The organism is Rhodococcus sp. 21391, assembly GCF_016772255.1.
Classification (GTDB): Bacteria; Actinomycetota; Actinomycetes; order Mycobacteriales; family Mycobacteriaceae; genus Rhodococcus_F; species Rhodococcus_F opacus.
The window spans coordinates 7,149,249-7,176,211 of sequence record NZ_CP063781.1 but is presented as its reverse complement, the minus strand read 5'-3'; the positions used below and the strand labels follow the sequence as shown (position 1 = coordinate 7,176,211).

Annotated in this window: 30 protein-coding genes and 8 pseudogenes; 21 read left to right on the top strand and 17 right to left on the bottom strand. The window is 67.9% G+C overall.

Going from position 1 to position 26,963, the window contains the following annotated elements; genetic code table 11:
• Position 1 precedes the first annotated feature (1 nt).
• The 3 genes and pseudogenes from GO592_RS33325 to GO592_RS33315 all read right to left on the bottom strand — a co-directional run bounded on the left by GO592_RS33325 (position 2) and on the right by GO592_RS33315 (position 1,622).
• Positions 2-799, bottom strand: a pseudogene (locus GO592_RS33325) (magnesium transporter CorA family protein).
• 120 nt (positions 800-919) lie between these two features.
• Positions 920-1,090, bottom strand: coding sequence for a hypothetical protein (locus GO592_RS33320; RefSeq protein WP_007296419.1), 171 nt, complete (start codon positions 1,088-1,090; stop codon positions 920-922).
• Between the two features lie 217 nt (positions 1,091-1,307).
• Positions 1,308-1,622: a hypothetical protein gene (locus tag GO592_RS33315; RefSeq protein WP_007296418.1), complete on the bottom strand. Its 315-nt coding sequence runs from the start codon at positions 1,620-1,622 to the stop codon at positions 1,308-1,310.
• 64 nt (positions 1,623-1,686) lie between these two features.
• Here GO592_RS33315 and GO592_RS45980 point away from each other — a divergent pair, with 64 nt between their 5' ends.
• Positions 1,687-1,818, top strand: a complete 132-nt coding sequence (locus GO592_RS45980; protein WP_258085187.1) for a hypothetical protein — start codon at positions 1,687-1,689, stop codon at positions 1,816-1,818.
• Between the two features lie 475 nt (positions 1,819-2,293).
• Positions 2,294-2,959, top strand: coding sequence for a DedA family protein (locus tag GO592_RS33310; RefSeq protein ID WP_007296417.1), 666 nt, complete (start codon positions 2,294-2,296; stop codon positions 2,957-2,959).
• A 476-nt stretch (positions 2,960-3,435) separates the two neighbouring features.
• Here GO592_RS33310 and GO592_RS33305 read toward each other — a convergent pair.
• Positions 3,436-4,588, bottom strand: a pseudogene (locus GO592_RS33305) (IS4 family transposase); the annotation flags it as partial.
• Positions 4,589-4,812: 224 nt separating this feature from the next.
• Between GO592_RS33305 and GO592_RS33300 the strand changes: the two are divergent.
• The 3 genes and pseudogenes from GO592_RS33300 to GO592_RS33290 form a co-directional block, all read left to right on the top strand.
• Positions 4,813-5,619, top strand: a pseudogene (locus GO592_RS33300) (cation transporting ATPase C-terminal domain-containing protein); the annotation flags it as partial.
• Positions 5,620-5,976: 357 nt separating this feature from the next.
• Positions 5,977-6,297 carry a hypothetical protein gene (locus GO592_RS33295; protein WP_007299896.1) on the top strand — a complete coding sequence of 107 codons (321 nt, stop codon included), beginning with the start codon at positions 5,977-5,979 and terminating at the stop codon, positions 6,295-6,297.
• A gap of 28 nt (positions 6,298-6,325) precedes the next feature.
• Positions 6,326-8,269, top strand: coding sequence for a hypothetical protein (locus GO592_RS33290; RefSeq protein WP_007299895.1), 1,944 nt, complete (start codon positions 6,326-6,328; stop codon positions 8,267-8,269).
• Positions 8,270-8,385: 116 nt separating this feature from the next.
• Here the strand turns inward: GO592_RS33290 and GO592_RS33285 are convergent.
• Positions 8,386-8,854: pseudogene (locus GO592_RS33285) on the bottom strand (DUF6328 family protein); the annotation flags it as partial.
• A gap of 135 nt (positions 8,855-8,989) precedes the next feature.
• Between GO592_RS33285 and GO592_RS33280 the strand changes: the two are divergent.
• Complete coding sequence (locus tag GO592_RS33280) at positions 8,990-9,457, top strand: hypothetical protein (protein ID WP_007299893.1); 468 nt, start codon at positions 8,990-8,992, stop codon at positions 9,455-9,457.
• Positions 9,458-9,726: 269 nt separating this feature from the next.
• On the opposite strand, the gene GO592_RS33275 is transcribed toward GO592_RS33280, so the two are convergent.
• Together GO592_RS33275 and GO592_RS33270 are read right to left on the bottom strand one after the other, a co-directional pair.
• Positions 9,727-9,978 (bottom strand): hypothetical protein, encoded by a 252-nt coding sequence (locus tag GO592_RS33275; protein WP_007299892.1) that lies wholly within the window; start codon positions 9,976-9,978, stop codon positions 9,727-9,729.
• Positions 9,975-10,178, bottom strand: a complete 204-nt coding sequence (locus GO592_RS33270; RefSeq protein WP_007299891.1) for a three-helix bundle dimerization domain-containing protein — start codon at positions 10,176-10,178, stop codon at positions 9,975-9,977. Before GO592_RS33270 ends, GO592_RS33275 begins: the two co-directional genes overlap by 4 nt.
• A 123-nt stretch (positions 10,179-10,301) precedes the next feature.
• Here GO592_RS33270 and GO592_RS33265 point away from each other — a divergent pair.
• The 6 genes and pseudogenes from GO592_RS33265 (at position 10,302) to GO592_RS33245 (ending at position 14,542) form a co-directional block, all read left to right on the top strand.
• A pseudogene (locus tag GO592_RS33265) lies at positions 10,302-11,106 on the top strand (inorganic phosphate transporter).
• 25 nt (positions 11,107-11,131) lie between these two features.
• Positions 11,132-11,395 (top strand): hypothetical protein, encoded by a 264-nt coding sequence (locus GO592_RS33260; RefSeq protein ID WP_007299889.1) that lies wholly within the window; start codon positions 11,132-11,134, stop codon positions 11,393-11,395.
• Between the two features lie 22 nt (positions 11,396-11,417).
• Positions 11,418-11,714 (top strand): annotated as a pseudogene (locus GO592_RS44880) (DUF3349 domain-containing protein); the annotation flags it as partial.
• Between the two features lie 36 nt (positions 11,715-11,750).
• A complete protein-coding gene (locus GO592_RS44875; protein WP_039952597.1) occupies positions 11,751-12,071 on the top strand; it encodes a DUF3349 domain-containing protein in 321 nt (106 codons plus the stop codon).
• A 66-nt stretch (positions 12,072-12,137) separates the two neighbouring features.
• Positions 12,138-13,484: a hypothetical protein gene (locus tag GO592_RS33250; protein ID WP_007299888.1), complete on the top strand. Its 1,347-nt coding sequence runs from the start codon at positions 12,138-12,140 to the stop codon at positions 13,482-13,484.
• 14 nt (positions 13,485-13,498) lie between these two features.
• Positions 13,499-14,542: a glutamate ABC transporter substrate-binding protein gene (locus GO592_RS33245; protein WP_050998688.1), complete on the top strand. Its 1,044-nt coding sequence runs from the start codon at positions 13,499-13,501 to the stop codon at positions 14,540-14,542.
• Between the two features lie 316 nt (positions 14,543-14,858).
• On the opposite strand, the gene GO592_RS33240 is transcribed toward GO592_RS33245, so the two are convergent.
• A complete protein-coding gene (locus GO592_RS33240) occupies positions 14,859-15,140 on the bottom strand; it encodes a hypothetical protein (RefSeq protein WP_005254688.1) in 282 nt (93 codons plus the stop codon).
• A gap of 134 nt (positions 15,141-15,274) precedes the next feature.
• Here GO592_RS33240 and GO592_RS33235 point away from each other — a divergent pair, with 134 nt between their 5' ends.
• Positions 15,275-15,415, top strand: coding sequence for a hypothetical protein (locus tag GO592_RS33235; protein WP_157234318.1), 141 nt, complete (start codon positions 15,275-15,277; stop codon positions 15,413-15,415).
• Here the strand turns inward: GO592_RS33235 and phoU are convergent, their stop codons facing one another.
• A complete protein-coding gene (gene phoU, locus GO592_RS33230) occupies positions 15,416-16,063 on the bottom strand; it encodes a phosphate signaling complex protein PhoU (protein ID WP_007299886.1) in 648 nt (215 codons plus the stop codon).
• 216 nt (positions 16,064-16,279) lie between these two features.
• Positions 16,280-16,426, bottom strand: coding sequence for a hypothetical protein (locus GO592_RS33225; protein ID WP_237720579.1), 147 nt, complete (start codon positions 16,424-16,426; stop codon positions 16,280-16,282).
• Positions 16,427-16,751: 325 nt separating this feature from the next.
• Between GO592_RS33225 and GO592_RS33220 the strand changes: the two genes are divergently transcribed.
• The gene (locus GO592_RS33220) at positions 16,752-16,997 is read left to right on the top strand and encodes a hypothetical protein (RefSeq protein WP_005254691.1); all 246 of its coding nucleotides are present in this window, start codon (positions 16,752-16,754) and stop codon (positions 16,995-16,997) included.
• A 40-nt stretch (positions 16,998-17,037) separates the two neighbouring features.
• Here the strand turns inward: GO592_RS33220 and GO592_RS33215 are convergent, their stop codons facing one another.
• Entirely contained in the window at positions 17,038-17,400 is a 363-nt protein-coding gene (locus tag GO592_RS33215; RefSeq protein WP_007299884.1) for a three-helix bundle dimerization domain-containing protein, read from the bottom strand.
• 291 nt (positions 17,401-17,691) lie between these two features.
• On the opposite strand from GO592_RS33215, the pseudogene GO592_RS33210 reads away from it, so the two are divergent.
• A pseudogene (locus GO592_RS33210) lies at positions 17,692-18,002 on the top strand (recombinase family protein); the annotation flags it as partial.
• 98 nt (positions 18,003-18,100) lie between these two features.
• Here GO592_RS33210 and GO592_RS33205 read toward each other — a convergent pair.
• Together GO592_RS33205 and GO592_RS33200 are read right to left on the bottom strand one after the other, a co-directional pair.
• Positions 18,101-18,364: pseudogene (locus GO592_RS33205) on the bottom strand (YciI family protein); the annotation flags it as partial.
• A 143-nt stretch (positions 18,365-18,507) separates the two neighbouring features.
• Positions 18,508-19,215, bottom strand: a complete 708-nt coding sequence (locus GO592_RS33200; RefSeq protein WP_007299881.1) for a TetR/AcrR family transcriptional regulator C-terminal domain-containing protein — start codon at positions 19,213-19,215, stop codon at positions 18,508-18,510.
• Between the two features lie 88 nt (positions 19,216-19,303).
• Between GO592_RS33200 and GO592_RS33195 the strand changes: the two genes are divergently transcribed.
• Together GO592_RS33195 and GO592_RS33190 are read left to right on the top strand one after the other, a co-directional pair.
• The gene (locus GO592_RS33195) at positions 19,304-19,498 is read left to right on the top strand and encodes a CsbD family protein (protein WP_005254699.1); all 195 of its coding nucleotides are present in this window, start codon (positions 19,304-19,306) and stop codon (positions 19,496-19,498) included.
• Positions 19,499-19,624: 126 nt separating this feature from the next.
• Entirely contained in the window at positions 19,625-20,827 is a 1,203-nt protein-coding gene (locus GO592_RS33190; RefSeq protein ID WP_005568000.1) for a fatty acid desaturase family protein, read from the top strand.
• A gap of 40 nt (positions 20,828-20,867) precedes the next feature.
• Here GO592_RS33190 and GO592_RS33185 read toward each other — a convergent pair whose 3' ends face one another.
• Positions 20,868-21,107: a WhiB family transcriptional regulator gene (locus GO592_RS33185; RefSeq protein WP_272943292.1), complete on the bottom strand. Its 240-nt coding sequence runs from the start codon at positions 21,105-21,107 to the stop codon at positions 20,868-20,870.
• A gap of 340 nt (positions 21,108-21,447) precedes the next feature.
• Between GO592_RS33185 and GO592_RS33180 the strand changes: the two genes are divergently transcribed.
• A complete protein-coding gene (locus tag GO592_RS33180) occupies positions 21,448-21,693 on the top strand; it encodes a hypothetical protein (RefSeq protein ID WP_007299879.1) in 246 nt (81 codons plus the stop codon).
• Between the two features lie 114 nt (positions 21,694-21,807).
• Positions 21,808-22,365, top strand: a complete 558-nt coding sequence (locus GO592_RS33175; RefSeq protein ID WP_039952591.1) for a hypothetical protein — start codon at positions 21,808-21,810, stop codon at positions 22,363-22,365.
• Between the two features lie 40 nt (positions 22,366-22,405).
• Here GO592_RS33175 and GO592_RS33170 read toward each other — a convergent pair whose 3' ends face one another.
• On the bottom strand, positions 22,406-22,711 hold the full coding sequence (locus GO592_RS33170; protein WP_039952589.1) for a WhiB family transcriptional regulator: 306 nt from the start codon (positions 22,709-22,711) through the stop codon (positions 22,406-22,408).
• Between the two features lie 220 nt (positions 22,712-22,931).
• On the opposite strand from GO592_RS33170, the gene GO592_RS33165 reads away from it, so the two are divergent.
• Positions 22,932-24,398 carry a CYTH and CHAD domain-containing protein gene (locus GO592_RS33165; RefSeq protein WP_007299876.1) on the top strand — a complete coding sequence of 489 codons (1,467 nt, stop codon included), beginning with the start codon at positions 22,932-22,934 and terminating at the stop codon, positions 24,396-24,398.
• Between the two features lie 9 nt (positions 24,399-24,407).
• Here the strand turns inward: GO592_RS33165 and GO592_RS33160 are convergent, their stop codons facing one another.
• Together GO592_RS33160 and GO592_RS33155 are read right to left on the bottom strand one after the other, a co-directional pair.
• Positions 24,408-24,875 (bottom strand): SixA phosphatase family protein, encoded by a 468-nt coding sequence (locus GO592_RS33160; protein ID WP_007299875.1) that lies wholly within the window; start codon positions 24,873-24,875, stop codon positions 24,408-24,410.
• A gap of 122 nt (positions 24,876-24,997) precedes the next feature.
• On the bottom strand, positions 24,998-26,275 hold the full coding sequence (locus GO592_RS33155) for an APC family permease (protein WP_172651973.1): 1,278 nt from the start codon (positions 26,273-26,275) through the stop codon (positions 24,998-25,000).
• A gap of 323 nt (positions 26,276-26,598) precedes the next feature.
• On the opposite strand from GO592_RS33155, the gene GO592_RS33150 reads away from it, so the two are divergent.
• Positions 26,599-26,925: a hypothetical protein gene (locus tag GO592_RS33150; RefSeq protein WP_005567965.1), complete on the top strand. Its 327-nt coding sequence runs from the start codon at positions 26,599-26,601 to the stop codon at positions 26,923-26,925.
• Positions 26,926-26,963 lie beyond the last annotated feature (38 nt).

Here is a 26,963-nt window from a genome sequence, read left to right as displayed (position 1 = left end):
GTCAAAGCCAGCCACGCTGTTTGAACATCACCAAGAGCGCGCCGGCCGAGACCGCGATGACGATCGCACTCGAGACGACCCCGCCGGGGTGACCGAACCCGGGATACGGGATGTTCTGCCCGTACCAGCCGGTCACCGCGGCGGGTACCGCGATGATCGCGGCCCATCCGTTTCTTCATCACCGTGTTCAGGCGCGCATCCTGCAGCGACAGGTTGGTCTCGAACACCGTGGTGACCATGTCGCGCAGCGATTCGGTCCACTCCGCGGCGCGGATCACCGTGGTCGTACAGGTCTGTGTACCAGCTGTCGAGTTCGGCTGTTGCCGCGTTCGGCCGGGTGCCGCATCACCGTGCCGATCACCTCCCGCATCGGCAGCACCACCCGCCGCAGTTCCACCAGCTCCTTACGCACCTGGTAGGTGCGACGCTGGACCGCGTGCGGGTGTCCATGGTCGTCGAACAGGCCGTCCTCGAGGTCCTCGATCGCGTCGTCGAGCGCCTGGATCGGGTCGTCGACCAGGCGCGTCGCGTACACCGTGAGGAAGGTATGGGTGGCATAGCCGGTGGCCTTGGTGCGTTCCCCGCTCGCGACCACGTCCTCGACAGCATGCGGGTCGAAGTCGAGTTCCGCGGCGAGCTGAGTCAGCAGCGCATGGTCCGGATCGCGCAGATCCGCCCAGCCCAGCGCATCCCGGTCGTGTAAGTGGTCGGAGACATCGGCGAGCGGAAAGTTCTCGGCGACCAGCCGTCCCCCACACCACAGCCAGGTGCGGACGTTACCGCCGGAACCGAGAGTCACGTCCGCAGTCCGCCCGAGCCGGAACACGTGCGCGGATCGGTTCCCGGCGCCCAGGCCCAGCCGGTGCCCCGCCTCAGGATGCCCAGTCCCGCCCTGCCCCGCCGACCGCCGGTGCACCGGTCAGGCCCCGAACTCGGGGCACGGCGCTGCCGGCCGGAGCGCCCCGGCGTGCTCGCCCGGAGGTCGCGCCCCCGGGAAATCCCCGGCGACGACGAAGACGATGCGGCGGCTGATCTCCACGGTGTGGTCACCGACGCGTTCGCAGCAGCGCCCCGGCAAGGTGATGGTCACGGCGGCCGAGCTCTCGCCCTCGATGACGGCGAACAGTTTCCGGACGGGTTTCTCCTGTCTTCCGGAAGTAGCCGACCAGGGAACGCCCGGCGGTCACCGATCTCTTCGCCGCCCCCGGCGTCCCCCGCCCGATTTCGGGTGTCTCGGACCGGTCCCCGTATCGATGGCCGGTCCCCGTGTCGATGGTGTGGTGGCAGCCGCCGCGCGCAGCCCAACATCACCGGTGCGGCACCGGCGGTGCCTCCGACGAGGGGTTCGGCGATGATTTCTCGGGTTTCGCGGAATCCTCGCCCGGGCGTCGACCGTGCTGCTCGGAGGCGACTGCGGTCCCGACGGCAATCGCCACTGCCACCGGCCACTCGATCAGGTCCAACGCCACTAGCGCGGCGAGCCCCGCACAGTAGGCGAGCTGATCCGGCCTCGGGATGCCGAGCTGACCGACGATCGGAAGGCGAACGGCGAATCGCTCGGCGTCGCGGACGAGCCGGCCGACCGTTCGATGGGACTCGAAAAACGATTGATCGTCGGACATTGTTCCCTCAATTGTTCACTACGGTTCACATGGTTCGGACGCCGATCCCCTATCGTGACTTTTTATGTCAAACCCGGTGGCTGGACTCGGTCACGATGCAGTGGTCACCGCTGTCGTTCGGTTGCTCACGCCGCCGCTGTGCGGGCTGTACACGGTGCTGGTACGCGCCGGGGTCGTCGTCATCGTCGACGACTGACGACAGACCCGACACCTCACCCGATATCGCGGCAGCTGACCGAGATTCGTCACGAATTCAGTGCGTCCTTCGCGGTCGGAGGGTCTTCCGCCGACGGATCCGTGCCGGTGCAATGTCCCCGAGGGTCACGCTGCCGGTCACTCCATGGGGCCGCAGTGGTCGGTGCCGCGGCTGGTGTCGATCGGTTTCGCTGGCGAGGACCTCCCGTCGCAGTCCCCACGGTCCCGTCCACGTTCGTTGCGGCACAAGCGGTATCGGCCACCAACCGTGTGGTCTCGTCCTGGATTGCGATGACGGCGGGACAGCGGCGAGGGCGTGCGGCAACCGGAGCGCCTCCTTCCGGCGTCGGCACGTGCGCGTTTGCGGACGGGGAAGAGACGAAGTCGCCGTCGGCGCCTCCCCAGGCCTGCTCGCTCATGATGGGATGGACGGGGTGTCGCGCACAGGGACAGATCGCCGGGACGGAAGGGGCGACGTGGACGCGGTGCAGGAGTTCGTGACCGTTGCGGTGACGTCGCCCTGGATGTGGCTGGTGCTGTTGCTGGTCTGCGCGCTGGATGCGCTTTTCCCTCCGCTTCCCAGTGACGAGGTGGTGGTCGGAGTCGCCGCCGTGGCCGCGTCGACCGGGGCGCCGACGTTGTGGTCGGTGGTGCTGGTGGCCACGGTCGGCGCGGTGATCGGTGACAACCTGGTCTATGGCGTGGGCCGGTGGGTCGGGATCGATCGGTTCGCCTGGATGCGCCAGCCCAGGGCGGTCGCGGCGTTCACGCGAGCCCGGGGGATCCTCGACCGTAGGGGCGCGGTCGTCATCCTGACCGCACGCTTCGTTCCGATCGGTCGTGTGGCCGTCAACCTGTGTGCCGGCGCCACGAAGTTCCCCCGAACCCGTTTCGTCCCGCTCACCGTCGCGGCGGCCCTCGGCTGGGCCGTGTTCACGGTGACGATCGGCGCCCTGGCCGGAACGCAGTTCGCAGGCCAACCCCTTCTTGCCACTGGCATCGGGATCTGCTGCGCGCTCGGACTCGGGCTCGTCGCCGACCGATTGATCACTCGACGCTTGTCGGGGGACCGCGGTGGTCGTCGCGACGGAGACGGTCACGACGACGCTGCGGGACCTGGGCGTGGTGCACGACGTTGCTGAGCGTTTCACGTACGACCGCCTCGGCATGCTCGGCGAGCGCGCGCCCTCGACAGGTGGCCGTAGGTCACCAACCCGCTGTCGCCAGTGGTGTCGCGGAGGCGGGTGCTGGGCGCGGTGCCACCGCGACGGCAGGCCGAGGCGTGTCCACGAGCACTACCGACCACGATGGTCTGGCCACCGCCCGCAGGACGACACGATCGCTGCCATCACCTGCGGGCTCGTCGCAGGCACTACCCGGATACGGCCTTTAACCCCCTTTAACCCCAATATCGTTCAGTTAGTGAACAAGAATGGTGCATATCGGTGACTGGGTAGTTGCGGATGGTGTTGGTGGTGTCCCCGTTTGGCTGCCCATTTGAGAACTTTACGTTTGACGACGCGGGGGTTGGCGCGGAGTCGGCGTACCGGGTTGACGCGGCGCAGTCGTTTGGCGATGCCCTGATCCCACAGTCGGACGGCTGCAGTGTGGATATGAGGGGGGAAAAAGAACTGTGGGACAGCGATCGTCGGGTGATCCGCAAGGCGGTGACGAAGGACATCCGGTCAGGGTCGTGACGGCCGGCGGTCGCGGCGTCGCGCATCAGGGTGCGGATGGCGTAGTGGCAGCACAGGTGCCCCCAGATTTCCTGCCGAACCAACGGTGGGGATTTCGACCGCAGGACGGCGCGGGGGCCGCGTTGGTGGGTTTTGAGTTCGTCGAAGGTGTTCTCGATTTCCCAACGCTGGGCGTACGCGAGGGCCAACTCTTCTGCAGGTGCATCGGAGGGGTCGAGGATCGTGGTCAGCGGCCGGTACTGCTCGGGGTTCTCCCGCCCGTCGTCGAGGGTGTAGTCGATTACGCGCACCGTGAGTGGTGTTCGCTGCTGCCGATTCCTTCCGGAGGTGGGGATGATCTGTGCCAACCAGGATCCGTCGTCGAGGGTCTCAAGGTGTCGAGGTGAGAGGGTCGACTTGACCCTCCACAGCAGGTCGGCGCCGGTGGCGGCGGCTCGGGTCCACATGTCGATCCGTAGAGGCCGCGGTCGGCGAACAGCAGCATCCCGGGTTCGAGGGTGTCCATCAGATCGTGCGCCAGCTCCCGCTCGGAGGTGCGGCACGGTCCGATCGCGGCGTCGAATACCGCGTGGGTGCCGCATTCGGCGACCGCTACCAACCGTGCCTGCGGGAACGCGGACTTCTCGCCGCGGCTCGATGCCGGCCGCCCGAAATGCTCGGCGTAGGCCGGTGTGTCGGGCAGGTCTAGGCAGGTCCCGTCGAGGGCCACCAACCGGCGCCCCGCGAGCCAGGATCCGGGTGTATCCGTGTCGGCGAAAGGGTCGTGCGACCCGGCGGAACAGCTCCCGCACCGGTTCGTATCCCAAACGTGAACGGGCCTGGAAGATGGCCGATTTCGTCGGCGGCGACCAGGACTGCGACCATCCCGACGACCACGACAAACGATCAGTGAGCTGCTCGAAGACATCCTCGTAGGAGCCTTCCGAATTCAATGCCATCCCGATCGCGAAATTCGCCGTCACGCGAGCGGTCAACGTCCGACTTCGCTGCTCCCGACGACCGGCAACGCTCGGACCAGCCGCAACAAGGTGGAGCGGCCGACGTGCACTCCCAGGGTGAACGCCAACCGCGCACCGGGTCGCCCGGCCAACGCGACGCCGATCCGCTCGAAGATCCCCTTCAGCAGCAAGGTGCGTCGGGAATAGACGGTGGTCAACCCATCAATCTGCTCGGCGAAGGCCCGTCGACTGCACTCGACGGACGGGCACAAGATCCGACGCACCCGCAGCACGAGACGGCGGGGCCGGTTACCGATCGAAGCGTCGGCGAGAGCGTGGTCGTAACGACTGTGAATCGCTCCCGCCCGCGGCGCGGCCGACGTCGTCCTCCTCGACGGCAAGGTCGGGGCACTGCTCGACGCACTGGACGAAGGTCGCCAGCTGTGGCGGCGGGTTCAGGGCCGCGGTCGCCGTCCTCGTCGGCGGCAATGCCGGTGAAGTCGCCTTCGCCCTATCGGCAGCGCCGTCTCCGGGCGATCCCCGTTCAACCCCCGCCAGCTGCTGCTGGTGAACATGCTCACCGACGCGCTACCGGCCGCGGCCCTGGCGGTCAGCCCCACCAGCCACAACGGTGTCGCCACCCGGGGACCCGACGAGGCAGCGCTGTTGCGCACCGTCGCCTTCCGCGGCACCACCACCGCCGCCGGCGCCACCGCGGCCTGGACCATGGCCAGCCTGACCGGCGGACCCCGGCGGGCCTCCACCGTCGCCCTGGTCGCACTCATCGGCACCCAGCTCGGGCAGATTCTGCTGGACTCCCGCAGCCCCCTCGTTCTGACCACGTCGGTGGGGTCCCTCGCCGTCATGACGGTATTGATCAGCACCCCCGGAGTCAGCCAATTCCTCGGCTGTGTGCCCCTGGGCCCGCTCGGCTGGGCGCAAGGCTTCGGATCCGCCGCGGCAGCCACTGCCACCGCGGCCATCGCACCCGACCTACTCTCCCGCACACCCGGGATCAGCCACACGATCCGCGAACTACTCCACGCCGCAGGTAACCACGACCGCACACTGTCCTTCTCGGACAGTCCCGTCGACGTCCTCAGCGGACGGAATAACGCAGACCACTCCACCCCCACGGGTACCGAGGCAGTAACCGACCGAAAGTAATTCAGTCGATGATCTCGACCGCACCCACCCGTGCCATAAGCGCGGACACCCGCAAGGGTGGCGTGAACACCCGGAAGGGTGGCGTGAACACCTGCGCCACCACAGACACCACCCGATCTCCCCCACACCGCCCACAGAGCTCCCATTGATCGTGAGAATCATTGTGGCGCAGTTTGGTTGCACTATACGGTGGCAGACGAGTGACGTCCCATCACGGCTGTGGAGGCGCCTGTTTCGAGTACGAGCTACCCGCCGGCCGGACCGCATTGTCGCCGGTTCCGCGTTGCCCTCGGGGCGTAAGGTAGGGGGCGGTCGCCGCCCTGCGACCGACACCCCCAACCCTGCCGGGAGGTTGTCATGAACGTCATCAATCGCACCGCGAATGCCGTCGGTCGCGCCGCGGACCTGACGATCGCCGCGACGGGAGCGGTCGGAGGCGGCGTCGTCGGAGGAACGCTCGGAGCTGTCACGGGACTGTTCCAGGGCGCCGGCGCCGGTCTGCGCGGCGGAGCCGGCATGGGAATCAAATCGGTGGACGCGATCCGCCGCCGCACACCCGAGCCCGACACCGCTACCGGAAACACACCCACGACGTCAGTCGCCGAAGCCGGCACATCCGCGGCCGCGACATCCACCTCCCCGTCATCGCCCACGACGTCACCGCCCCGCACCGAGTAAGCCAGTCGTCGCCGCGACCCACCACGACATGAACCTGAGCGCATACCTCACCGCAACGGTCCTGCTGCCGGCCCGGCTAGCACGGCGGGGCCTACAGGCCGGCGCCTGGATGGGCACCACGGTGCTGGACACAACCGTCACCGGCGCCGCCGCGGTCACCGGTGTCGGAATGAACCTGGCCACCGCACCCCTGCGGGGAGGCACCGTCTCGGCGCGCGACATGGCACGCGAATTCCTCGGCGGCGCACCGTCCCGCCGATACTGGCGCGGAAACGACCGAATCTGGATGGAGGTCCGCGGACTCGACACCCCCGACGGCCCCCAGATCGGCACCGCCGTCCTCGCCGCCGTGCGCGACCTCCCTGGAGTCACCGCAGTACAACTCAACCACGCACTCTCACGCATCGTCGCCACCGTCGGCGACGAGACCCCCGCGCTGACGCAGCTCGGCGACACCGTGTCCGGTGCCGAGAACTCCGTTCGCGCACCGGAACCCGAGCAGCCGCTCGATCTGCCCGGCGACGACGTCGTACTCGCCGGGCGGGTCGCTGCGCTGGCGACCACCGGACTGGGCCTGGGGGTGTCGGTGGCCGCGGCAGCGTTGCGGTTGCCGCAGCTGTCCGTAGCGGTGGCCTCGGCCGTCATCTCCGCCGACTACCAACCCCGAATCCGGCGACTCGTCGAACACCGCCTCGGACTGGAGTCGACCGACGTGGTGCTCGCGACCGCCGAGGCCGCGATCTTGACGCTCACCCAGAACCCCACCCTGCTCGCGGTGAACGTGTTGCTCCGGGCCACACTGACCGCAGAGACCTGGTCGGCCCGGCAGGCCTGGCACCGCACCGAACCGAACCTGGCCCCTCACGCCGGCGACGACCACCCGCCCGAGCACCCACACCGTCCGCGCTCACTCCCGGTCGGACCGCTCGAACACCACGCCAACCGTTCCGTCGTCGCCGCCCCCGCAGCCGCAGCGGTCGCCGGGGCGGCCACCGGCGATGCCGGTCTCGCCGGTACCGCGCTGATCGTCGCCGCCCCCGCCGCGACCCGCACCGCGCGGGAGTCCTTCGCGGCCACCCTCAGCCGGGGTCTGGCCGACCGACACCGGATGCTGCCGCTGCGACCACAGGCGCTGCGCCATCTCGATCGGGTCGACACCGTGGTGATCGACCCCCAGACGCTGACCCCACCCGGGCCCGACGCGGCCGTGCTCGACTACCTCCGGCGCGCCGGCATCCGCACGATCGGCCTCAAGAGCCCGGCGATGAGCGACGGGCAGACGACCTTCGACGAACTGCACGAGCCCACCGACACCACCCCCGACACCGCCCTGCACGACGCAGTCGAACAGCTCCAGAGCCGAGGCGCCACCGTCGCCGTGATCGCCGCGCACGCCCCGCATGCCCTGGCCGCCGCGGACGTGAGTATCGGCATCATGGGCGACCAGGCCCCGCCCTGGTATGCCGATCTGCTGGTCGACGACCCGGCGACCGCCTGGCGGATCCTGTGCGCCGTCCCCGCAGCCCGCACCGCCAGCCGCCGAGGAGTCGAACTCTCCACCGGCAGTTCACTACTCGGTGCAGTGCTGCTGCTGGCGAGCATCCCCTTCCGGGGCACCGAACCCCTGACCGGCGGCGCCGCCGGCGGGCTGTGGATCGGTCACCGCCTGGCACGCCGCACACTCGACGATCCCCTGGCCGAACACGAGCGCGAGCACCCTCACGTCGACGACGCACACCGAACACTCCGCGACCGGGTGCAGCAAGCCGAGCGCTTCGCCGTCGCGCTGCCGGGAGTCGGTCGCGTCCCAATCCCCACCCCCGAGCAGACCGCGTACCTGGCCGCACTGGCCGTTCTGGTCGGACTGCAGATCATCGACTGGCCCGTCGCCCTGGCGCTCGTCGCCGGGTACATCGTCACCACGACCGGTCGTCGGCGCCCCTCGCGAACACCCGCGCCGTCGGCGGCCTGAACGACTACTTCCAGTGCACCCGAGGACACACGTCCGTCGCCGACATGGAACTGGCCGACACTCAACCCCGCCACACCCCACAAGGCGGCCCACATCGCATCGTGGGGTGGCCGGCCACCGCCGGTGGAGCGCCGGGCCGGCAGCGAGGGCAGGATCGAGAAACCGAAAAACATCAGCATCGCCGCTGCCGCCGCGATGATCCCGGTGCGCATGTCGACCACAAAGCTGAAGACCAGCAGCACCACGCCGACGAGAGCGAAACCCCGCCGATCGCCAGACGCTGTCCGGTTCGCAACGAGCGTGGGTAGGGCATGCCGGCGGAACAACAGACGGTGGATGCCGACTGGCGCGACCAGCTCATCGTCGCGGTGACCGAGCGGGCGACGGTGCCGAGGTAGATCACCTCCTGGGCGTCCGAGAGCTCCTGGAAACGCTGCTGGAACGGCAGCATCAGCAGGAATCCGGTGAGCAGTTGGACACCGGTCTGCACCACCCGCAATTCCTGCAGCAGGTTGCTCCAGTTGCGGTGAGTCGCTGGGTTTCGGTTTCGTCGCGGACCCGACGGTTCCATGCGGCGTCGTACCGGCCCTCTGCCCTGCCCCTCTAGTACCCGACTTCCTGGACGATGGACCCCGCAGCTGTCGGTGGGCACACGCGCTGACACCCACTGGTGACGGGGGGTCAACCCGTCACCCCGCACCACCTACCAAGGAGAACGTCATGTCCACAATCCACCTGCACCAGACCACCACCGCGACGCCGGAACAATTTCTCGACGCACTCACCGACTTCGGGCCCGAGCGCGAGGCGGTTTTCAGCAACAGCGCCGACGACTACCTGAAAGTGCACGAACTCGGCACCACCAACGCCGACGTCACCGAGGGCTCCGGCGGGGCCTGGGAGCGCCTGCACTACGACTGGACCGACCCCCACCACGTCGTCATGGCGACCACCGACTCCAACCTGTGGGGCGGCAACTCCGGCCACACCTACACCCTCACCCCACGGCCCGACGGAACCACCGACATCGACGCCGTCGTGGTCCGCGACGGCAAGAATCTCAAAGGACGAGCGCTCGGGGCCGTGCTCGGCGTCTTCGGCACCCGCGTCCTGGGAAAGGCGTTCGACAAGACCGTCACGGCCATCGAAGCGCGCAACGCCACCCCGCGGACAGCGAACAACCTCTAAACCCCACGGCCGCGCCGTCACCGTGTCCGAAAGTCCGTAGCAGCGGCGAGCCTGGCTGCGGCCGCGACGGGCCACCGTCACGGTACTGACGAGTGCGGTGTCTTCGCCGACGTTCGGCGCCCCCGCACCGCCCTCGCAGCGGGAGTCTTCGCTGTGGAGCGCGGGCACGGGCGAACAACGGAACCCGCCATCCGCGACAGGCAGGGTGGCGGGTTCCTCGCACGGCCCCGCAGGGCCGGTGGCAGTGACCGGGGCACCATTCCGGGTGGTCAATCGAGTGCTGATGCGTCGCGGGTCATCACCTCGCGAAACCGGAACACGATCGCATCGACGAGTCGGTGCACCTCGTACAGCTCGGCGCGCAGCCGGTCGGTAAGACGGTAGGCCCTGCGGGCGCGCTCGGCGAGGGCGTCGACGGTCTCGATACGCGCCGCGATGACGTCGATCTCCGCGTCCACTTGGTCGAGCAAGATCCGCGGCTGCGCCGCGTCCGAGTCGTCCGCCATCACGCCGAAACTCATGCCTCGAGCAACGAGCCGAGCTTCGCGGTCGCCGCACGCTCGACGAGCAACGGAACGAAATCCCGAATCGGGCATCCCGCAAACTGGGCGACCGCCTCCCCCACCGCGGTCCCGACCGCCTCCCGCGACGCGGCCGGGAACGTGTTCAGCAACCGTGCCGCGACCTGCGAAAGCTGGCGCGCTTCCTCCGCAGCGTTCATACCCCAAAGCCTGCGCTCTCGATCTCGGCGGCTGTGTGTCCCGAGCGGAAACGGGGGTTGAACACACCATGAACACCCAGGTACGGGGTGGTTCGCCGGGACGGTTCCGACCAGGCTGGAGTAGTGAACGCAGAATTTGTCGTTCTTCTCATCGTGGTCGTCACCGCACTGGGTTTCGATTTCACCAACGGTTTCCACGACCACCGCCAATGCCATGGTCACCTCGATCGCCACGATCGCCACCGGGGCACTCACGCCCAAGGTGGCGGTGACTCATTCCGCGCTTCTGAACCTGGTGGTCGCGTGCCTGGTGGCCGCCACCGGCACCTGGCTGATCTACCGCATCACTGCGGGCGTCGAGGAAGACGCCGAGGATCAGGGCTTCCGTTGGGGGCAGATCGGGTCGGCCTCGCTGGTCTCGCTGGTCTCGCTCGCGCACGGTACCAACGATGCTCAGAAGACGATGGGCATCATTTTCCTGGCGTTGGTGGCGTACGGCAGCATCACCGCCGACACCGCGATGCCGTTCTGGGTGAAACTCTCGTGCGCCCTCGCGATCGCCCTGGGCACCTACCTCGGCGGTTGGCGGATCATCCGCACGCTCGGGAAGGGTTTGGTCGAGATCACCCCGCCCCAGGGGATGGCCGCCGAGGCGTCCTCGGCCGCAATCATCCTCACCTCCAGCCACTTCAGCCTCCCGCTCTCGACCACCCAGGTCGCGACCGGATCCATCATCGCCGACGTGATCGGCGGGCTGCCCGGCGTCCTCGTGGTGTTCGCGTTGCTCCTGATCGCGGCCGCCGCCCTGTACCTGCGCTCGCGCCGCAACCCGATCGACACCTCGAACGTCAACGAGGAGTGGGCCGGCGGGCTGACCCCGCCGTCCGAGAAGACCAAGACCCCCACACCGCAGTCGACCCAGCTCTGACAGGGGTGGCACCGTGGATCTGTTCATGGACACCGTGGACTCGCTCTGGCAGGTCATGCTCATCGGCCTGCTCTTGGGTGCCGGCCTGCCCGCCGTCTTCGCGCTCGGAATCCGGTTCCTGTCGCCGGGGGCCACGACGACCGCGGACGGAAACGGCGTCACCCGCACACCAGCCGCTCTGTTCGCCGGGTTGGCATGCTTCGCGGTGATCCTCGTCGCGATCGTCGCCGGAATACTCTTCATCATGAAGGACTTTCTCGCCCACGATTTCGGAATCCACATCTTCTGACGCACGGAAAGGACGACCTGTCGTGCATCGGACATCGATCACCGCAGTCCCGGCGAAGGTTCTGGCCTGGGTTCGCGGCGGCTACCCGCACGGGATCCCCCGGGAGGACTACGTCGCACTGTTCGCCGTCCTGCATCGCCACCTCACCGAGACCGAGGTGGGCGAGATCGTCGACGAACTGTCGGCGCCGGCCGGGCACGCCCTCGAGGACGGCAGGATCGACCGCGCCGAGATCGAGGACGCCATCGCCCACCTGGTCCACGAACACCCCGACGACGACGACATCACCCGGGTGGCCTCCCGCCTGGCCGCGGGCGGCTGGCCGCTCGAGTCGGCGCTCGCGGAGAAAACCCCGCTGGTCAAGGCCCTGCCCCCGTTGTTGGCCAGCATCATCGGCTGGCTGCGCGCCGGTTATCCGCAGGGTGTGCCGGAGAACGACTACATCCCGCTGATCGCCCTGCTGCGCCGGCGCCTGTCCGACGAGGAGGTTCGCGAGATCACAGCGGCGCTCGTCGACCAGGGTGACCTCCCGATCGGCAAGCCGGACATCCAGATGATGATCACCAAGGTCACCAACGAGATACCCCTCGACGTGGACGTCGAGCGGGTCCGCGCCCATCTGGTGGCCGGCGGCTGGGCCATCACGGACGACACGCCGAACGACCATCCGCACTGAGTCGCGCTGATGGTCTGATCGCACCGCATCGAACGCTCGGTATCGGTGCGGGGAGGAGGGCATCAGGTGTTCCACCGCGGCAGCACCCTCACCCGCGACGTACACGAGCTGGACGAGTCGATGCTCGTCGAGCCCGAGTCCCGCCGCCCATTCTGGCGGACCTTCCTGGCCTCCACACCGGGCCGGCTTTCGGTGCTGGCGGTGGTCCTCGTCGCGGCCGCGCTGACGGCGGGCGTGGTGGCGTTGGCGGTCACCGACGCGCGTCAGCGGGAGATCGACACCCTGCGGACACACTCGGAGCCCCTGGCCGACGCGGCCCAGAGCCTCTACAGTTCGCTGTCGATCGCGGACGCCGCCGCGACGACGTCCTTCCTGTTCGGCGGGTCCGAACCAGTTGGGGTGAGAGAGCGCTACAACCAGGCCGTCGGGGACGCCGCCAACACGTTGGTGACCGCCTCGACCGGCGTCTCCGCGGCGGATGCGGAAGCAGTCGGTCTGCTGTCGGAGATATCGAGGCGCTTCGCCGAGTACACCAGCCTGATCGCCACCGCGCGCGCCAACGACCGCTCCGGAAACCCGGTCGGACTCACCTACCTCGGTAACGCCTCCTCCATGCTGCAGGGCACCATCCTGCCGCTGGCGCACCGGCTGTGCACCGAGCAGTGGACATTGGTGGCCACCACGCAGACGCGCACAACCCGGCTGCCGGTGCTCGCATTCGCGGTGACGACGTCCGCTCTGCTCGGACTGGTGCTGGCGCAGGTGTACCTGGCACGCAAGAGCCGGCGGCTGATCAACCCTGGCCTGGTCGTGGCCGCGCTGCTGATGGCCGGCCTGCTGGTGTGGTCGGTGGCGGCGTTGATGGTGTCCACCGCGGCGGCCGAGCGCGCCCGGACGGCCGGGACGCAACCGCTCAGCGCGCTCGTGACCGCCCGGATCCTGGCGCAGCAGGCGCGGGCAGATGAAATGCTCGGCATGCTGCGGCGAGGGTCGGACTCCCAATCCGAGGTCGACTTCTCCCGGCACTCGACCGTGCTGTCCGAGATACTCGCCCAACACCGGAACACTTCTCGAGGTGGGGTGGCCGACGCTCCGGTCGCCGACGCCGCCACAGCACTCGACGGGTGGCGGGACACCCACACGGTGCTGCAGGACAGACTCGGGAACGGAGACTATCCGGGGGCGGGCGCCCTCGCCGTCGGCCCCGGCGACGACGCGTCCACCGCCCGGTTCGCCGCACTCGATGACGCGTTGCGGTCGGCGATCGACAAGTTGCGGGACGAGGAACGCGAAGCCAGCGACGACGCGTACCGCGCCACGTCGCTGCTGCCCGTGGGGGCACTCGTGCTCGGCGTGCTCTGCGGGTTCGCCGTCGGCGGGGGCATCTGGCCCAGGTTGAACGAGTACCACTGATGCCCCGGCGCGGAATGGAGACGGGGCCAGGGATCGGCCCGCGCCTCGAGCCGGACCACGGGCGTCGAACATCCCGGGCCGGCCGTTTCGCCGGCGCACTCCTGGCCGCCGGGGTGGTCCTCGCCGGGTGCACAGCCCCCGAACCCGTCACGCCCGCCGTCACCGGTGATTACACCGAGCTGTCCCTGCCGACCGGAACGCAGATCATCCCACCCGCGGGCATCGCCCCCGCGGAGCCACCGGCGCCGTCCACCTGCGGCGCGCTGGCCAGCCTGCGCCCGGCCCCACCCGTCCCGACCGGCGCCCGGCCACCCGGACGGTTGGTCGCCGACATCCTCGAACGGGGCCGGCTGATCGTCGGGGTCGGCCAGGACACCAACCTGTTCAGTTTCCGTGACCCCACCACCGACACCATCACCGGCTTCGACGTGGACGTGGCGAGGGAGGTCGCACACGACCTCCTCGGCGACCCGGACAAGATCGAATTCCGGCCCCTCACCCCCGCCGGCCGCTTCGACGCGCTCGAGAAGAACGAGGTCGACATCGTCGCGCAGACCACCACCATCACGTGTGAGCGGGCCGAGCGGGTGGCGTTCTCCACCGTCTACCTCGAGGCCCACCAACGCCTGCTGGTGCCGGAGGGGTCGGCGATCTCCGGGCCCGCAGACCTGGCCGGCGCACGCGTGTGCGCCGCCGCCGACACCACCCCCCTCGACACCATCCGCCGAATCCAACCGCAGGCCACGATCGTCGCCGTCCCCGACCTGGCCGACTGCCTGGTGGTCCTCCAACAGCGTCAGGCCGACGCCGCCAGCAGCGACGACACCATCCTCGAGGGCCTCGCCGCCCAGGACCCCACCCTCGAAATCGTCGGTCCACCACTGGAACCCGAGCCCTACGGCATCGGCATCAACAAGACCAACACCGACCTGGTGCGCCGAGTCAACGGCACCCTCGAACGGATGCGCACGGACGGGACGTGGACGACCCTCTACCGACGATGGCTGACCGCACTCGGCCCGCCCCCCGATCCGCCCGCCCCCACCTACCGGGACTGAAGTCACCCCCATTCCGGAGCGGCAACACCGCAGCAGACGAAGACACCGCCCCACTCCGCAACGCCGCTCGACCAACCGCAGCATCGACGGTGGGTCGGGTCGTCCGCCCGCCCTGAGAAGTCACGACGACCTCACCTCCCGGAAACGCGGTGGTTGCTCCACGCCGCCTACGCTGGTGACGCACCCAACACATCAACCGGATGGTTCCCGCTGATGACGACCCTTTCGCCCCGCCACCCACCCCCTGAGCGCATCCCGAACCCTCGGCCGGACAACCGCCGGTCCACGACCGACATCGCCGGCGTGGCCGAGGCCCTCACCGGTGGGCGGCTGCTTCCCCGCCGCGGCGCCGAGAACGATCCCCGCGTCCAGTGACGGGCCACCCACGGCACCGACCACCCCGGCGGCCCACCACATCCGCGACCCGCACGGCCGCGGTGAGTGCCCGCAACCGGATCGGGCGGGTGAGCGTGGCCGGGGTCGTGACGGTGTCGGCGGGGGTGGTCTGCCTGGCGTTGGGTGCGGTGTCCGGGGCCGCGTTGGTGTTCGGAATCGGTGTGCTGACCGCGCCGGCGATGATCCTGATCGCGGTGACCACCGCCGGGTTCCTCGCCGCCGGTGCGGTATTGATCGCCCGCGCCCGCCCGCATCGAGCGGAGCGATCGGCGGCCGGTGAATGGTCCCCACCGCCGCTGTCCGATGACCACACCGATCAACGACGGAAGGCAATCCATGACCGACGTACCGGCCGAGTACCCCGCGCGAGTGAACACCACCGAATGGATCAAGGCCCACCTCGAGCGGATCGGCCACGCCGACCCGGCCGGCGACACCCGGCACGAACCCGACCTGAGGACCCACCAGCCCGAATAGTCATTCGTCGGGAAATTTTCCGGTGATCACGAAGATGACGCGGCGACTGATCTCGACGGTGTGATCACAGAACCGTTCATAGAACCGGCCCAGCAGCGTGATGTTCACCGCGGACGCGGCCCCGTACAGCCAGTCGTCGCCCTTGGTGGCGGCGAACAGCCGGCGGAGCAGCTCGTCGGTCCGCTCGTCCGCCCAGATCAGGTCCAACGCGGCCGCCTCGTCTCGGGTCCGCAGGACCTCCCGGGCCGCCGCCGCCTGCGCCGCCGCCGCGACGCCCATGTCCGAGATGATGGCTCGTAGCTCGAAGGGAACGACCGGCTCGGGGTGGTGCAGCCGCGCCACCTCGGCGATGTGCGCCGCCAGGCTGCCCATCCGTCGCAGGTCCGCGATGTTGTGCATGCCGCCGATCAGGGCCCGCAGGTCCAGTGCCACCGGTTGCTGACGGGCAATCAGGGTGAGCGCGCGATGATCGAGTTCCCGACCCCGGGTGTCGATGTCCGCATTCAGTTCGGCGGCCCGGTCCGCCGCAGTGAGGTCAGTATCGAGCAGTGCGCGCGTGGCGCGATCGATCGCAACCTCCGTCAAGGCACACAGCTCGACGAGGTCATCTTTGATCTCCGCGAGTTCTTCGTCGAAGTGTTCCCGCATCGTCCCGGATTCCCTCTCCGATCGAAACTCCGCTGTCCGAGCACCGCTCGGCGGCACGCTGCCCGGGAATACCCCCCTCCCGGGGAAAACAGTCCTTCTCGCGGGGAATCCCGGCCGTGATGGTGGCCTGGTTGCCCGGGCGGGACAGGGCTTCTGACGTTTCCCCGGGGGGCGTGGCCGATCACCACGGCTCCTGAGCGGGGTCGACCGCCCGGATCAGTCGCGTTGCTCCCCGGGTACGGTGTCGGCGGCTTGGCCGGCCCGAACGGACTGGTCGTAGTGGTCGACGATCGACGCCTGTTCATCGGACGGGGTCGATTCGGCACGCACGATGAACTCAGCGCGGCGCGCTTCGATCGCCACCCGGTGCTCCCAGTACGAATCCGATCGTCCGCGCGATACTCCTGGAACCCCCATCAGGGTCTCCTCTCCATCCGTACCCGGCCCGAGACTCTTCGGCCATGTTGTCGCGATGCTCGGTGTTGTCGCATCCGAACCATGAGCCCGGCCGCCCCATTCTTTCGTAATGGACGAGAGTCCGCCGGGGGGAGCCGAAGTGCACTGCCCTGTCGGCAGAGCCACGCCCCTTGGCCGAAGCCGGATTGCGCGGGAAGTCGGGGTGTGCTGCCCCGCGAACATGGTGGCAGTCAGGCGGCCGCCGTGCCTCTTCCATGCGAGAATGACATCCGTGCCCGACCAGCCGAACAGCAGCGCGCCCGGCCGATTCACGGTCGGCGCGAAGGTGTGGTTCCGGGACGGTGCCGGCGGCGACCACATCGCCCGGCTACCCGGCACGGTCGTTGAGGACTACGGCGACGAGGTCGCCGCCAACGCGCACCTGGGCCGCGACTGGGCGCCCGTCCGGCGGTGGGCCGTCGCGTTGGACGAGGGTCGGCTCGTCTTCAGCGACGGTCACGACCTCGAGGACCGGTGACCCGGACCGGACGATCAGGGCCGATCCGAGCCGGAAACGCCTACTCCGCGGCCGCCGCGGCGATCGACATTCGGGTGTCCGGGTACCAGCCCCGCAGCCAGCCTGGCCACCACCGGCGGCACGCGATCACCTCGGCACCCGCCACCTCGGAACCGATCACCTCGGAACTGGCCTTCGGCGCCGCCTCGGGCTCGACGGCAACGACGGGCACCAGCCCCTGAAGTTTCTCTCGGGCGAGCCGCTCGACCAGAAGCGGAACGAAGTCCCGCACCTTCCCGGTCGCGAAGTGCTCGTGCGCCGAGCGCACCACCTGTTCGATGCCCTCCCGGGGCAGGTCCGGGAACCGCGTACCGAGACGGTCGATGACTTGGTCTATGTGCAGCAACTCTTCATCGTGCGTCATGAGAAAATCCTCCGCCGAGCCACAGGCGGGGTCAACGAGTGGATCGACGACCTCGACGATCCTCGTCGTGATCCTCCTCGCACACGTGCGCGAATCCACCGGAACGCCGGTACAGGGCAGCGACCGCGACCAGCAATGCATCGCACGGCCGTCTCATTTCCTTGGAAATGGGACGGTGATCCAACCACCGCCGGAGCACTGCAACCGCCCAGGTCACGGCGTTTCATAAGTTAGTGCCACAATTGCGTGTCATAACATTTTGTGCGGACATAACTTTCGGTACGCCCAGGTATGGAATTGGGGTATGCGCGGGTGTCGACGAGCACGCAGGACCTCGCCCGGCAGATCGACGCGCTCACCAAGGCGGGGTCGATCCGGCGAATATCTACGTGGACAAGAAGTTCGGGGCCACCACCGAGCATCCCGGGCTGTTGGCCTACGCCCGCACGGGCGATGTCATAGTGGTGCACACCCTCGACCGGCTCGGCCGCACCGTATGCGACACCCTGAACCTGATCCACGACCTGCACCAGCGGGGCATCGGCTTCCGAGACCTGGCCGACCCGATCCGGATCGACTCGACGAACCCGGACGATCCGATGTGACAGTTGGCGGTGGTCCTATTGTCGACGATGGGCCTGTCGACGATGGGCCGCACCTCGATCGACCCCAGCTCGGCCAACGGGCACAGGGCCGCGAGCTCCAGGGCTTCGTCCAGATTGCGGCAGTCGAGGACATAGGCGCCGCCGAGGTGTTCGTGCGTCTCGGCGAAGGGGCCGTCGGTGATCAGCGACCGACCGTCCCGAACGCTGACGGTGGTGGCGGTGCGTTCCGGCTGCAGCGGATGCCCGGAGAAGAAGACGCCGCGGCGGCACTCGTCGGCGAAGGCGTTCACCCGGGCACTCGCATCGGCGAAACCCGGATCGCCCTGTTCGGGCCGTTCACAGTTGTAGATCAACAGCATGTACTGCACAGGTCGCTCCTCTCACCCGTAAAAAATCGGCTGTAGAGAATGACGAACGAGCCAACCCTATCTCGACTCTTCGGCCCGATGGGTGCGATATCAGCACCATCGGCCTGCTCGATTCGATGTTCCAGCGCTCTATATCACCGGCCGGGAGGAGGGCCGGGCTGCGTCAGCGTCGCGGTCAGGCCCGCGAGGAGGATGTCAACTCCGCGTTCGAGTTCGGCGGCGCCGTCGTAGGACGCCAGGACCGGCGCCAGACCCCGGAGTAGAGGGAACTCGCCGATCGGCAGGCGGTGAAGGCCGAGGCGCAGAAGGTCGTCGGACTCGTCGGGACGCTCGACGAGTTCCTGCAGCTCGTTGAGGACGTGGCCGTAGAGGAAGCCGAACAACGCCCGATAGACGTGCAAGGCATCGGCGTCGGTGAAACCCGCCTTGGTGAGCAGGCCCAGGATGTTCTCGAGGGGACGCAGGGTGCCGAGCGGCCTGAGCCCGAGCGGCGTCGACAGCGGCCGGGTCACCAGTAACGGCACCACCTGAGGATGGGCGAGGGCCAACCGGCGGAACCCCCGCGCGACCTCCCGTAGCTGGGTGGCCCAGTCGCCGTCGTCGGTATCGACCTCGAGTTCTTCGAGGACGAGCTCGACGACCCCGTCGAGAAGTGCGGCCTTGTTCGGGGCGTGGCGGTACAGGGTCATCGGGTCGCGGCCGAGTGCCTTACCGAGGCGGCGCATGGACAGCCCGTCGATTCCGTCACGGTCGATGATCTCGAGCGCGCACTCGAGAATCCGCGCACGCGTGATCGGGCCACCGTCGGAGTGGATCGAACGACGCTCGGGCACCTTCGCCATCACGACACCTTCCCTCATTTCCAACTGTAGGCCTAAACCGTAGATATACAGTGTTGACATGAGGGTCGCGTCCGGCGTTGACTTGGTTATGAGCATCGGAAAGAAGCTTCGACACAAGGCTGAAACCACTGAAGGCGTCGCCAAGAAGACCGTCGGGAAGGCACTCGGAAACGAGCGCATGGAGGCCGAAGGACGCGCACAGGAAACCAAAGGCAAGCTCAAGCAATCCGGCGACCAGATCAAGCAGGCAGGGCAGAAGATCAAGAACATTTTCAAACACTGACCCGCACTGCACACTGCCCGACACTCAGCCCCGTCCCGGTATCAGGCCGTCATCATGATCATTCCCGGAAGCCACTACTACTGACGCACAGCCGATCCGGGGTGGTACCGGAAACTGGAGTCGATCATGGCGATATCCGACATCAAGGAATACGCACACCTCACCGACGCGGACGTCGAGGCGCTCAGTGCCGAACTCGACGCCATCAGGCGGGACGTCACCGATTCACTCGGCGAGCGAGACGCCACCTACATCCACCGAACGATCGCCTTCCAGCGCGGGCTGGATGCCGCTGCGCGGCTGGTGATCCACGCAAGCCGGGCGCGAGCCGGGTGGGTTCTCGGGACCACGGCTCTCGCTGTGGCCAAGAGCGTGGAGAACATGGAGATCGGGCACAACGTGTCCCACGGCCAGTGGGACTGGATGAACGACCCGGAAATCCACTCCAGCACCTGGGAATGGGACATGGCGGGTCTGTCGTCCCAGTGGCAGTACTCCCACAACTATCGCCACCACGTGTTCAGCAACGTGGTCGGGATGGACGACGACCTCGGATTCGGCGTCATCCGCATCACCCGCGACCAGCCGTGGAAGCCGGACAATCTGCTGCAACCGCTGCGGAACCTGTTGCTGGCGGCCACGTTCGAATGGGGAATAGCCCTGCACGGTCTGTATTCCGAGCAGGCGCGCGCCGGCACAGGCACCGAGAAATCTGCCCACACACGAGCCCTGCTCGGCAAAATCGTGCGGCAGACGGGCAAGGACTACGTGCTCTTTCCCGCCCTCAGCGGGCGGCGGTGGCGGCGGACGCTGAAGGCGAACCTCGCCGCCAACCTGCTGCGAAACCTGTGGGCCTACGTCGTGATCTTCTGCGGTCACTTCCCGGACGGCGCCGAGAAGTTCACACCCGCCGAACTGGAGAACGAGACCCGGGCGGAATGGTATCTACGCCAGATGCTCGGCACCGCAAACTTCCGAGCCGGCGCCGTGCTGGCATTCCTCAGCGGCAACCTCTGCTACCAGATCGAGCACCACCTGTTCCCCGACCTCCCCAGCAACCGCTACCCGGAAATCGCGACGCGGGTCCGCGCACTGTGTGAGAAGTACGATCTGCCCTACACCACCGGTTCGCTTGCCAAGCAATACCTTTTGACCCTGCGCACCATCCACAAGCTGGCGCTCCCGGACCGGTTTCTGTCCGCGACCGCCGATGATGCTCCCGAGACCGCGTCCGAACTGAAATTCCGCACAGCATCCACCACGCCCGCGGACGGAGGCACCGGACGGCGCGCGGGACTCCGAACCGCGCTGCGCGCGGACCAGCGTTGAGCCGATACGCGGCGAGCGCTGACGCCGCGGACATCCTCAGTCATGAGCGGTATCGACCGCGTCGCGGCGGTCGAAGATGCCGGCGGTCCTTCTCCGTCGTGCCGCCCCAGACGCCGAATTGTTCACAGGTGATCAGTGCGTGATTTCGGCACTCGGTCCGGACCGAGCAGGGCTCGCAGACATGCTTCGCGGCTCGTTCTCGACGAATGCGTGCGCCCTGCCCTTCACCCTCGCACGGAAAGAAGAGCTCGGTGTCCATGGACCGGCAGCGCGCGTGCATCCGCCAATCCCAGTCCGACGCGGAGGGTGCGACCGGTTGGAGTTCGAACCTGTGCTGAGACATCCTGCTCGCCCGGTGTCATACGTTCGAATGACACCCGAAAGAGGGGCGCAGTCTGCGGCGGGCCGTCAGGGCACATTGGCACATGCCCACACGAGCCGCGCGCTCGCGGCGGGGATGTGAGTACTTGTTAACCGCGGGCGGTTAACAAGTACTCACGGGCGCGTCAGCGCACAGGGGTGGGCAACACGCACCCTAGGGTGTCTGTCGAACCGCACGTCCGGACGGCAGTGTTGTTGTGGCCAAGGAATGCTCGACCACACACCACCAAGGACTCCGCATGTTTCGCCACACCGCCATTCGCGCCGGCCTGATGTTCGCCGCGGTTGCTTTCTCTGTCACCGGCGCCGCCGGAATCGCGCACGCCATGCCCGCCTCGTCGGGGACCGATGTCGCAGTGGTCTCGCAGTCGGACCGCGATGCCCGCGACCGCGATCGGCGCGACCGTTTCGACGACGAGAAGGCCATGCTCTGCGAGGGTCAGGCCGTCGTCGACCGCCCCAGCTGCTCGTCTTTGCCGTACTGATTCGCATCGATCGGACGGCCCTCCGCCGGCGCCGCTGCCGCGTTCAGTGCAGCAGCGGCGGCCGAACCGATGCCGCAGGCGCGTATCGTCTGCTGCAAGTTAATCCCCCACCCGATGGCTTCGCCCATCGGTCCGCCTACTGCGCGGGGTCTGACGATGCCCGAACATGCCTCGCCCCAGATGCTCACGGTCTTCGTCGACGACGAGCCTGTCTCCGTGGACTCCGTCTGGCACCCGGGTGACACCGTGACCACCGCCCTCTCGTGGCTCGACGAGCAGCAGCTTCCCGCCGAGCTTCGATCACTGGCCGAGGAGGTCGAGATTCGACCGAATGGTGCCGCCCGAGGAGTCTTCCACGTCGACAGGTACCCGGGGTTCTCCCCTCAGCCCATCCGGTCCGTGAACGGAGTAGTCGCGACGATCGAGGTCGTCGCGAACCTCGAACTGCACACCGACCACGGCTGGAAACCGTTGCCCGACACCGTGCAGCTGTGGAACGTACCCGACACGGGCACGTGGCGCATGCCGAATCGGCAGTACTCGACGCCCGGCACGTCCGGTGACCTTCGATTCGTCGAACAACACGAGTTCATCGAGCGGTACGGCGTCACCACACCGACCTTCCGTCACGATTCCCGATACTTCCGGGTGGCTCTCTACCTGGCCGAGTGAGAGCTATTCTCCCGGTTCGTCGGGTTGGCTCGATCATTCCTCACCCGACAGGTGGAGGGTTCGTGAACCGCTCGGACCAGCGGACCCCGAGATACGCCACGAGTAGTGCCCGGCGCTGACGTTCCGTCATCCCAGCCCAGATGCCGAATTCGATTCGATTGTCGAGTGCGTACACACTGCATTCGATCAGCACCGGACAGTGCCGGCACAGTGCGGCGGCGTTGCGTTGCGCGGCGCCAGTGACGAAAAGCCGATCCGGGTCTCCTTCTCGACACCGAGCCCTCGTTATCCAGTCGCGTCCCTGTGCGGGGTGCGCGAGGTCGTGATGCCTGTTCGGTGTGCACATGCGGAGTCATCCCCCTCTGGAAGACCGAGCACGGTCAGGGCACTGGGAATGCGGGCGACCCGATGGGCCGTGTGAAAGAACTAGTTGCGGACAGATTTTCGCAACGCGCGGCTCCGGCGACGAGGTGCGATCGACAATTGCACCGCTGACAGATCAACTGCTCTCCGCGCCGATCGCGCGCCGGAGATCGGGACGGCCGTTGGGGGTGCAGACTGGATCCATGGTGTCGACGCAGCGCGAGCGGGAAGACAAGTACGAGGTGGGGCTCGATTTCGTCCTGCCGGATCTCGAGGACGTAATACCTGCCGGGGGCCGGATCGAGCAGGGCACGGTCAATCTGAACAGCGTCTACTTCGACACGGATGACCGCGATCTGCTCCGTCAGAAGATCACGTTCCGCCGCCGGAGCGGGGATGCCGATGTGGGATGGCAATTGAAGGTCCCCGCCGACAAAGCCCGCACCGAGATTCGGATGCCTCCGGGCGAGAGTGACGCGGTTCCCGACGAGTTGGCGACCATGATTGCGGGTGTCGCACTGGGCAAACCCGTGCACCCGGTGGCGACGCTGAAAACCGTGCGACGCACGCAGCGACTCCTCGACCGGGACGACCGTCTGCTGGCGGAAGTGGCCGACGACAGCGTGCGCGGTGCCGTCGCCGGCGATCGCGCAGTCCTGAGCGAGTGGCGGGAGGTGGAGGTCGAACTCGGCGATGCCGGGGACGAGAAACTGCTCGGGAAGATCGGTAAACGCCTCACCCGCCGGGGAGCGCAGCCGTCGCGGTATCCGTCGAAGCTCAGCCGGGTGCTCAGCGCCGCGCACCTCGCGGTTTACGGCGGCGACACGACCCGGACGACAGTGGAAGCGGTGCTCGTCGACTACCTGGATGCCCAGGTCCAGGCGATCGTGGCCGGCGACGTGTGGTTGCGTCGTGGACTGGACCCGGTCCATCCCACCCGCGTGGGAATCCGGCGTTTCCGCAGTACGCTACGGGTATTCGGGCGCCTGTTCGATCAGACCGCGCGGGCAGAACTCGACGCGGAACTGTCGTGGTACGCCGGGTTGCTCTGGGAGGTGCGGGATCGGCAGGTGCAACGCGCACGCTTCGCGGACGCCCTCGCGGCCCTGCCTTCCGAACTGGTGATGGGCCCGGTCGCCGCGCGCATCGAGAACGATCTGCTCGCCGAGCAACTCCGTCGTACGAAGGACGTAATGGAAGCCCTCGACGGTGACCGCTACCGTGCGCTGTTGGCCACGCTGGCGCGGTGGCGCACCACGCCACCGCTGACTGCCGAGGCCGGCGACGATCCCCGCGTGATCGACAAGTTGGTGCGGAAAGCCGAACGCAAAGCGCTCACACGCGTCGCCACCGCGACTGCCGACGACGACGAGGCCGCCCTGCACCGCGCGCGGAAAGCCGCCAAACGGGCCCGCTACGCCGCCGAACTGGCCACACCGATTCTGGGGAGAAAGTCGGCAAAGAAGAAGGCGGCACGGTTCAAGAAGATGCAGACAGTCCTCGGCGAGCACCAGGACAGCGTCGTCGCCGCGGAGACGCTCCGGACGCTCGGTGCCCGCGCCGGCACGACACCGGGCGAGAACGGTTTCACGTTCGGCCTGTTGTACGGCCTGGAACTGCAGAATGCGCGGCAGGCACGGGAGGACGCCGCCCGGCTCGCGTCGGCCTAGAAGTCGAGGTCAGCCGGTCGGAATCGGCGCGAGGTACCGCAGCGCCGGAGGCGGACCTGCACCGCAGTCGACGAACCACACGCCCCCTTTCGCGGTCGCGCCCGAGGGAGGGAGGCCCGGTATTCCACGCGACTGCGCGAACTCGGCCAGCGCGTTGAGGATCTCCCCGTGGGTGCAGAAAACCGCCCGGTCGGCGTCGGGTCTGTGTAGCACGGCGAACAGTTCATCGGGGGGTGCGTCCGGTGCCAGCAGCGGTTCGTCGCGAATTGGCAGACCGCGCGCCTGCGCGAGCGGCAGCAGGGTCTGGCGACAACGGGTAGTGGGACTCGACAGCAGTGTCTCGATCTCGATGTCGCTCAGCGCCGCGACGAGGCCGTGGGCCTGCTCATGCCCGAGCGGGCTCAGCGGACGCTCGACGTCGGGGCCGTGCCACTGTTTCTTCTCGCCCGCATGGGAATGCCGGACCAGGACGAACATTCTCACCTTCTCCCGGCGCTGGGATAGTCGTTGAAGACTCCCACGCGAGACGACTGCCCGAGGCGAATTGCCGTCGGAAGATTGTCGAAATGCTGTGCGGGGTCGCAGTACATTCGCGACAGTCAGGCCCGGCGGGACGAACGGATCCCGTAGATCGCGGCCCCGACTCCGAGGACGATCACGCCCGAGATCACCGAGGCCAGGGGGAGGAACGCGGCGAGAACGACACATCCGACGGCGCCGACGACGGCCACCAGCCGCGACCACGGTTTCGCAGACAGGGTCCAGGCCGATGCGTTGGCGATCAGGTAGTAGACCAGCACCGCGAACGAGGAGAACCCGATGACGCCGCGCAGATCCGCGGTCGCGGCGAGGAGGGCCACCACCACACCGACGGCCAACTCGGCCCGATAGGGCACCGCGAACCGGGGGTGGACGGCGTCGAGCAGACGTGGCAGATGGCCGTCCCGTGCCATCGCGAACGTGGTCCGTGACACCCCGAGGATCAGGGCGAGCAGTGAGCCGAGCGCCGCGACCACCGCAGCCACCCGGACCACCGGCTCGAGGCCGCCGAACCCCACAGCGGCAACGGCCTGCGCGAGTGGATCCGTCGCGGCAGCGAGTGCGTCGGCGCCGAGAGCCTGCAGGACGGCGACCGCGACGCACAGGTACACGACGAGTGTGATCGCCAGAGCGATGGGGATCGCCCGGGAGATGGTCCGGGCCGGGTCCTTCACCTCCTCGCCGAGCGTGGCGATCCGGGCGTACCCGGCGAACGCGAAGAACAGCAGGCCGGCGGCCTGCAGGACTCCGGCCACTCCGTGACCCGAGGTGATCGCGAGGCCGTCGAAGCCGGTGTCGGAACCGGTCAGGCACACGACGACGACCACGGCGAGGACGGCGAGCACCACGAACACGATGACCCGGGTGACCAGCGCGGACTTCTGCACACCCAGGTAGTTCACCGCGGTGATGACGGCGACGGCGACGACCGCGACGAGATGCTCGCGGCCGGGCCAGGCGTAGGCGCCGACGGTCAGGGCCATCGCGGCACACGAGGCGGTCTTGCCGACCACGAAACCCCAGCCCGCCAGATATCCGAAGAACGGTCCCAGGCGTTCGCGACCGTAGACGTAGGTTCCACCGGATTGCGGGTACAGCGCCGCGAGCCGGGCCGAGGAGTGGGCATTGCAGTACGCGATCACCGCGGCCACGGCCAACCCGACGAGCAGCGCGCCTCCGGCGGCGGAGGCGGCAGGCCCCAGCGCGGCGAAGATCCCCGCCCCGATCATCGACCCGAGGCCGATCATCACCGAGTCGAACACCCCCAACCGGCGGCGCAACTGTGGCGTCGCGGTCGGGTGCGCGTCGTTGCCTTCCGAAATCTCGTCACCGGTCATGCGTGGCAGTTTCCCCTCGGACGTACGGATGTCGGGCACTCCAACGCTAGCGGTCGTCCGGAACTCCCACGTGAACCCCTCGGGGTCACGTGGTTTCGGTGCGGCGGCACGCACGCGGTCACAACCAGGGCTTCGTCGGCGACGGCGAGCGGCCGCGGACGTCGCGCTGGAAACACCGATAAGCCGCTCGAAGGGGTGATTTCCGCCAACGGCTCGGACCATAATTGTTTCATCTGGAAAACGGATACACCGAAATCATGTGTAACCCGAGAATCATCGACCGGTGAGAAGCCGGGCGACAATCGAATCAAAGGTGACATCAGATGAACACGTTCGCATTGCGCACGGCGATTACATCGGCTGCGATCGCCGCCTTTTTTGCGCTCGGTTCGGGTGTCGCGACGGCGGCACCGGCATTTCATGGAGACCCGAACACCCCCGGCACACAGCTTCACGTCCACAACGACCACCCCATGGACAACAACAGCTACCAGTGCGGGGCGATCGGCGTCGGCGGCGCGGGAGTCGGATCGAATCCCCCCGGAGGCAGCGGGCAACTCAACGGCGTCTTCTTCGGCAGCGGCCCCGTCCAGGGTGGTTGCATCGGAAATGACGGGTCGGTGCACTTCCCGTCCGGACGTGCCGAGTAGTACACGCTCGGCCGGATCCGCGCCCCGGCCGTCCTACG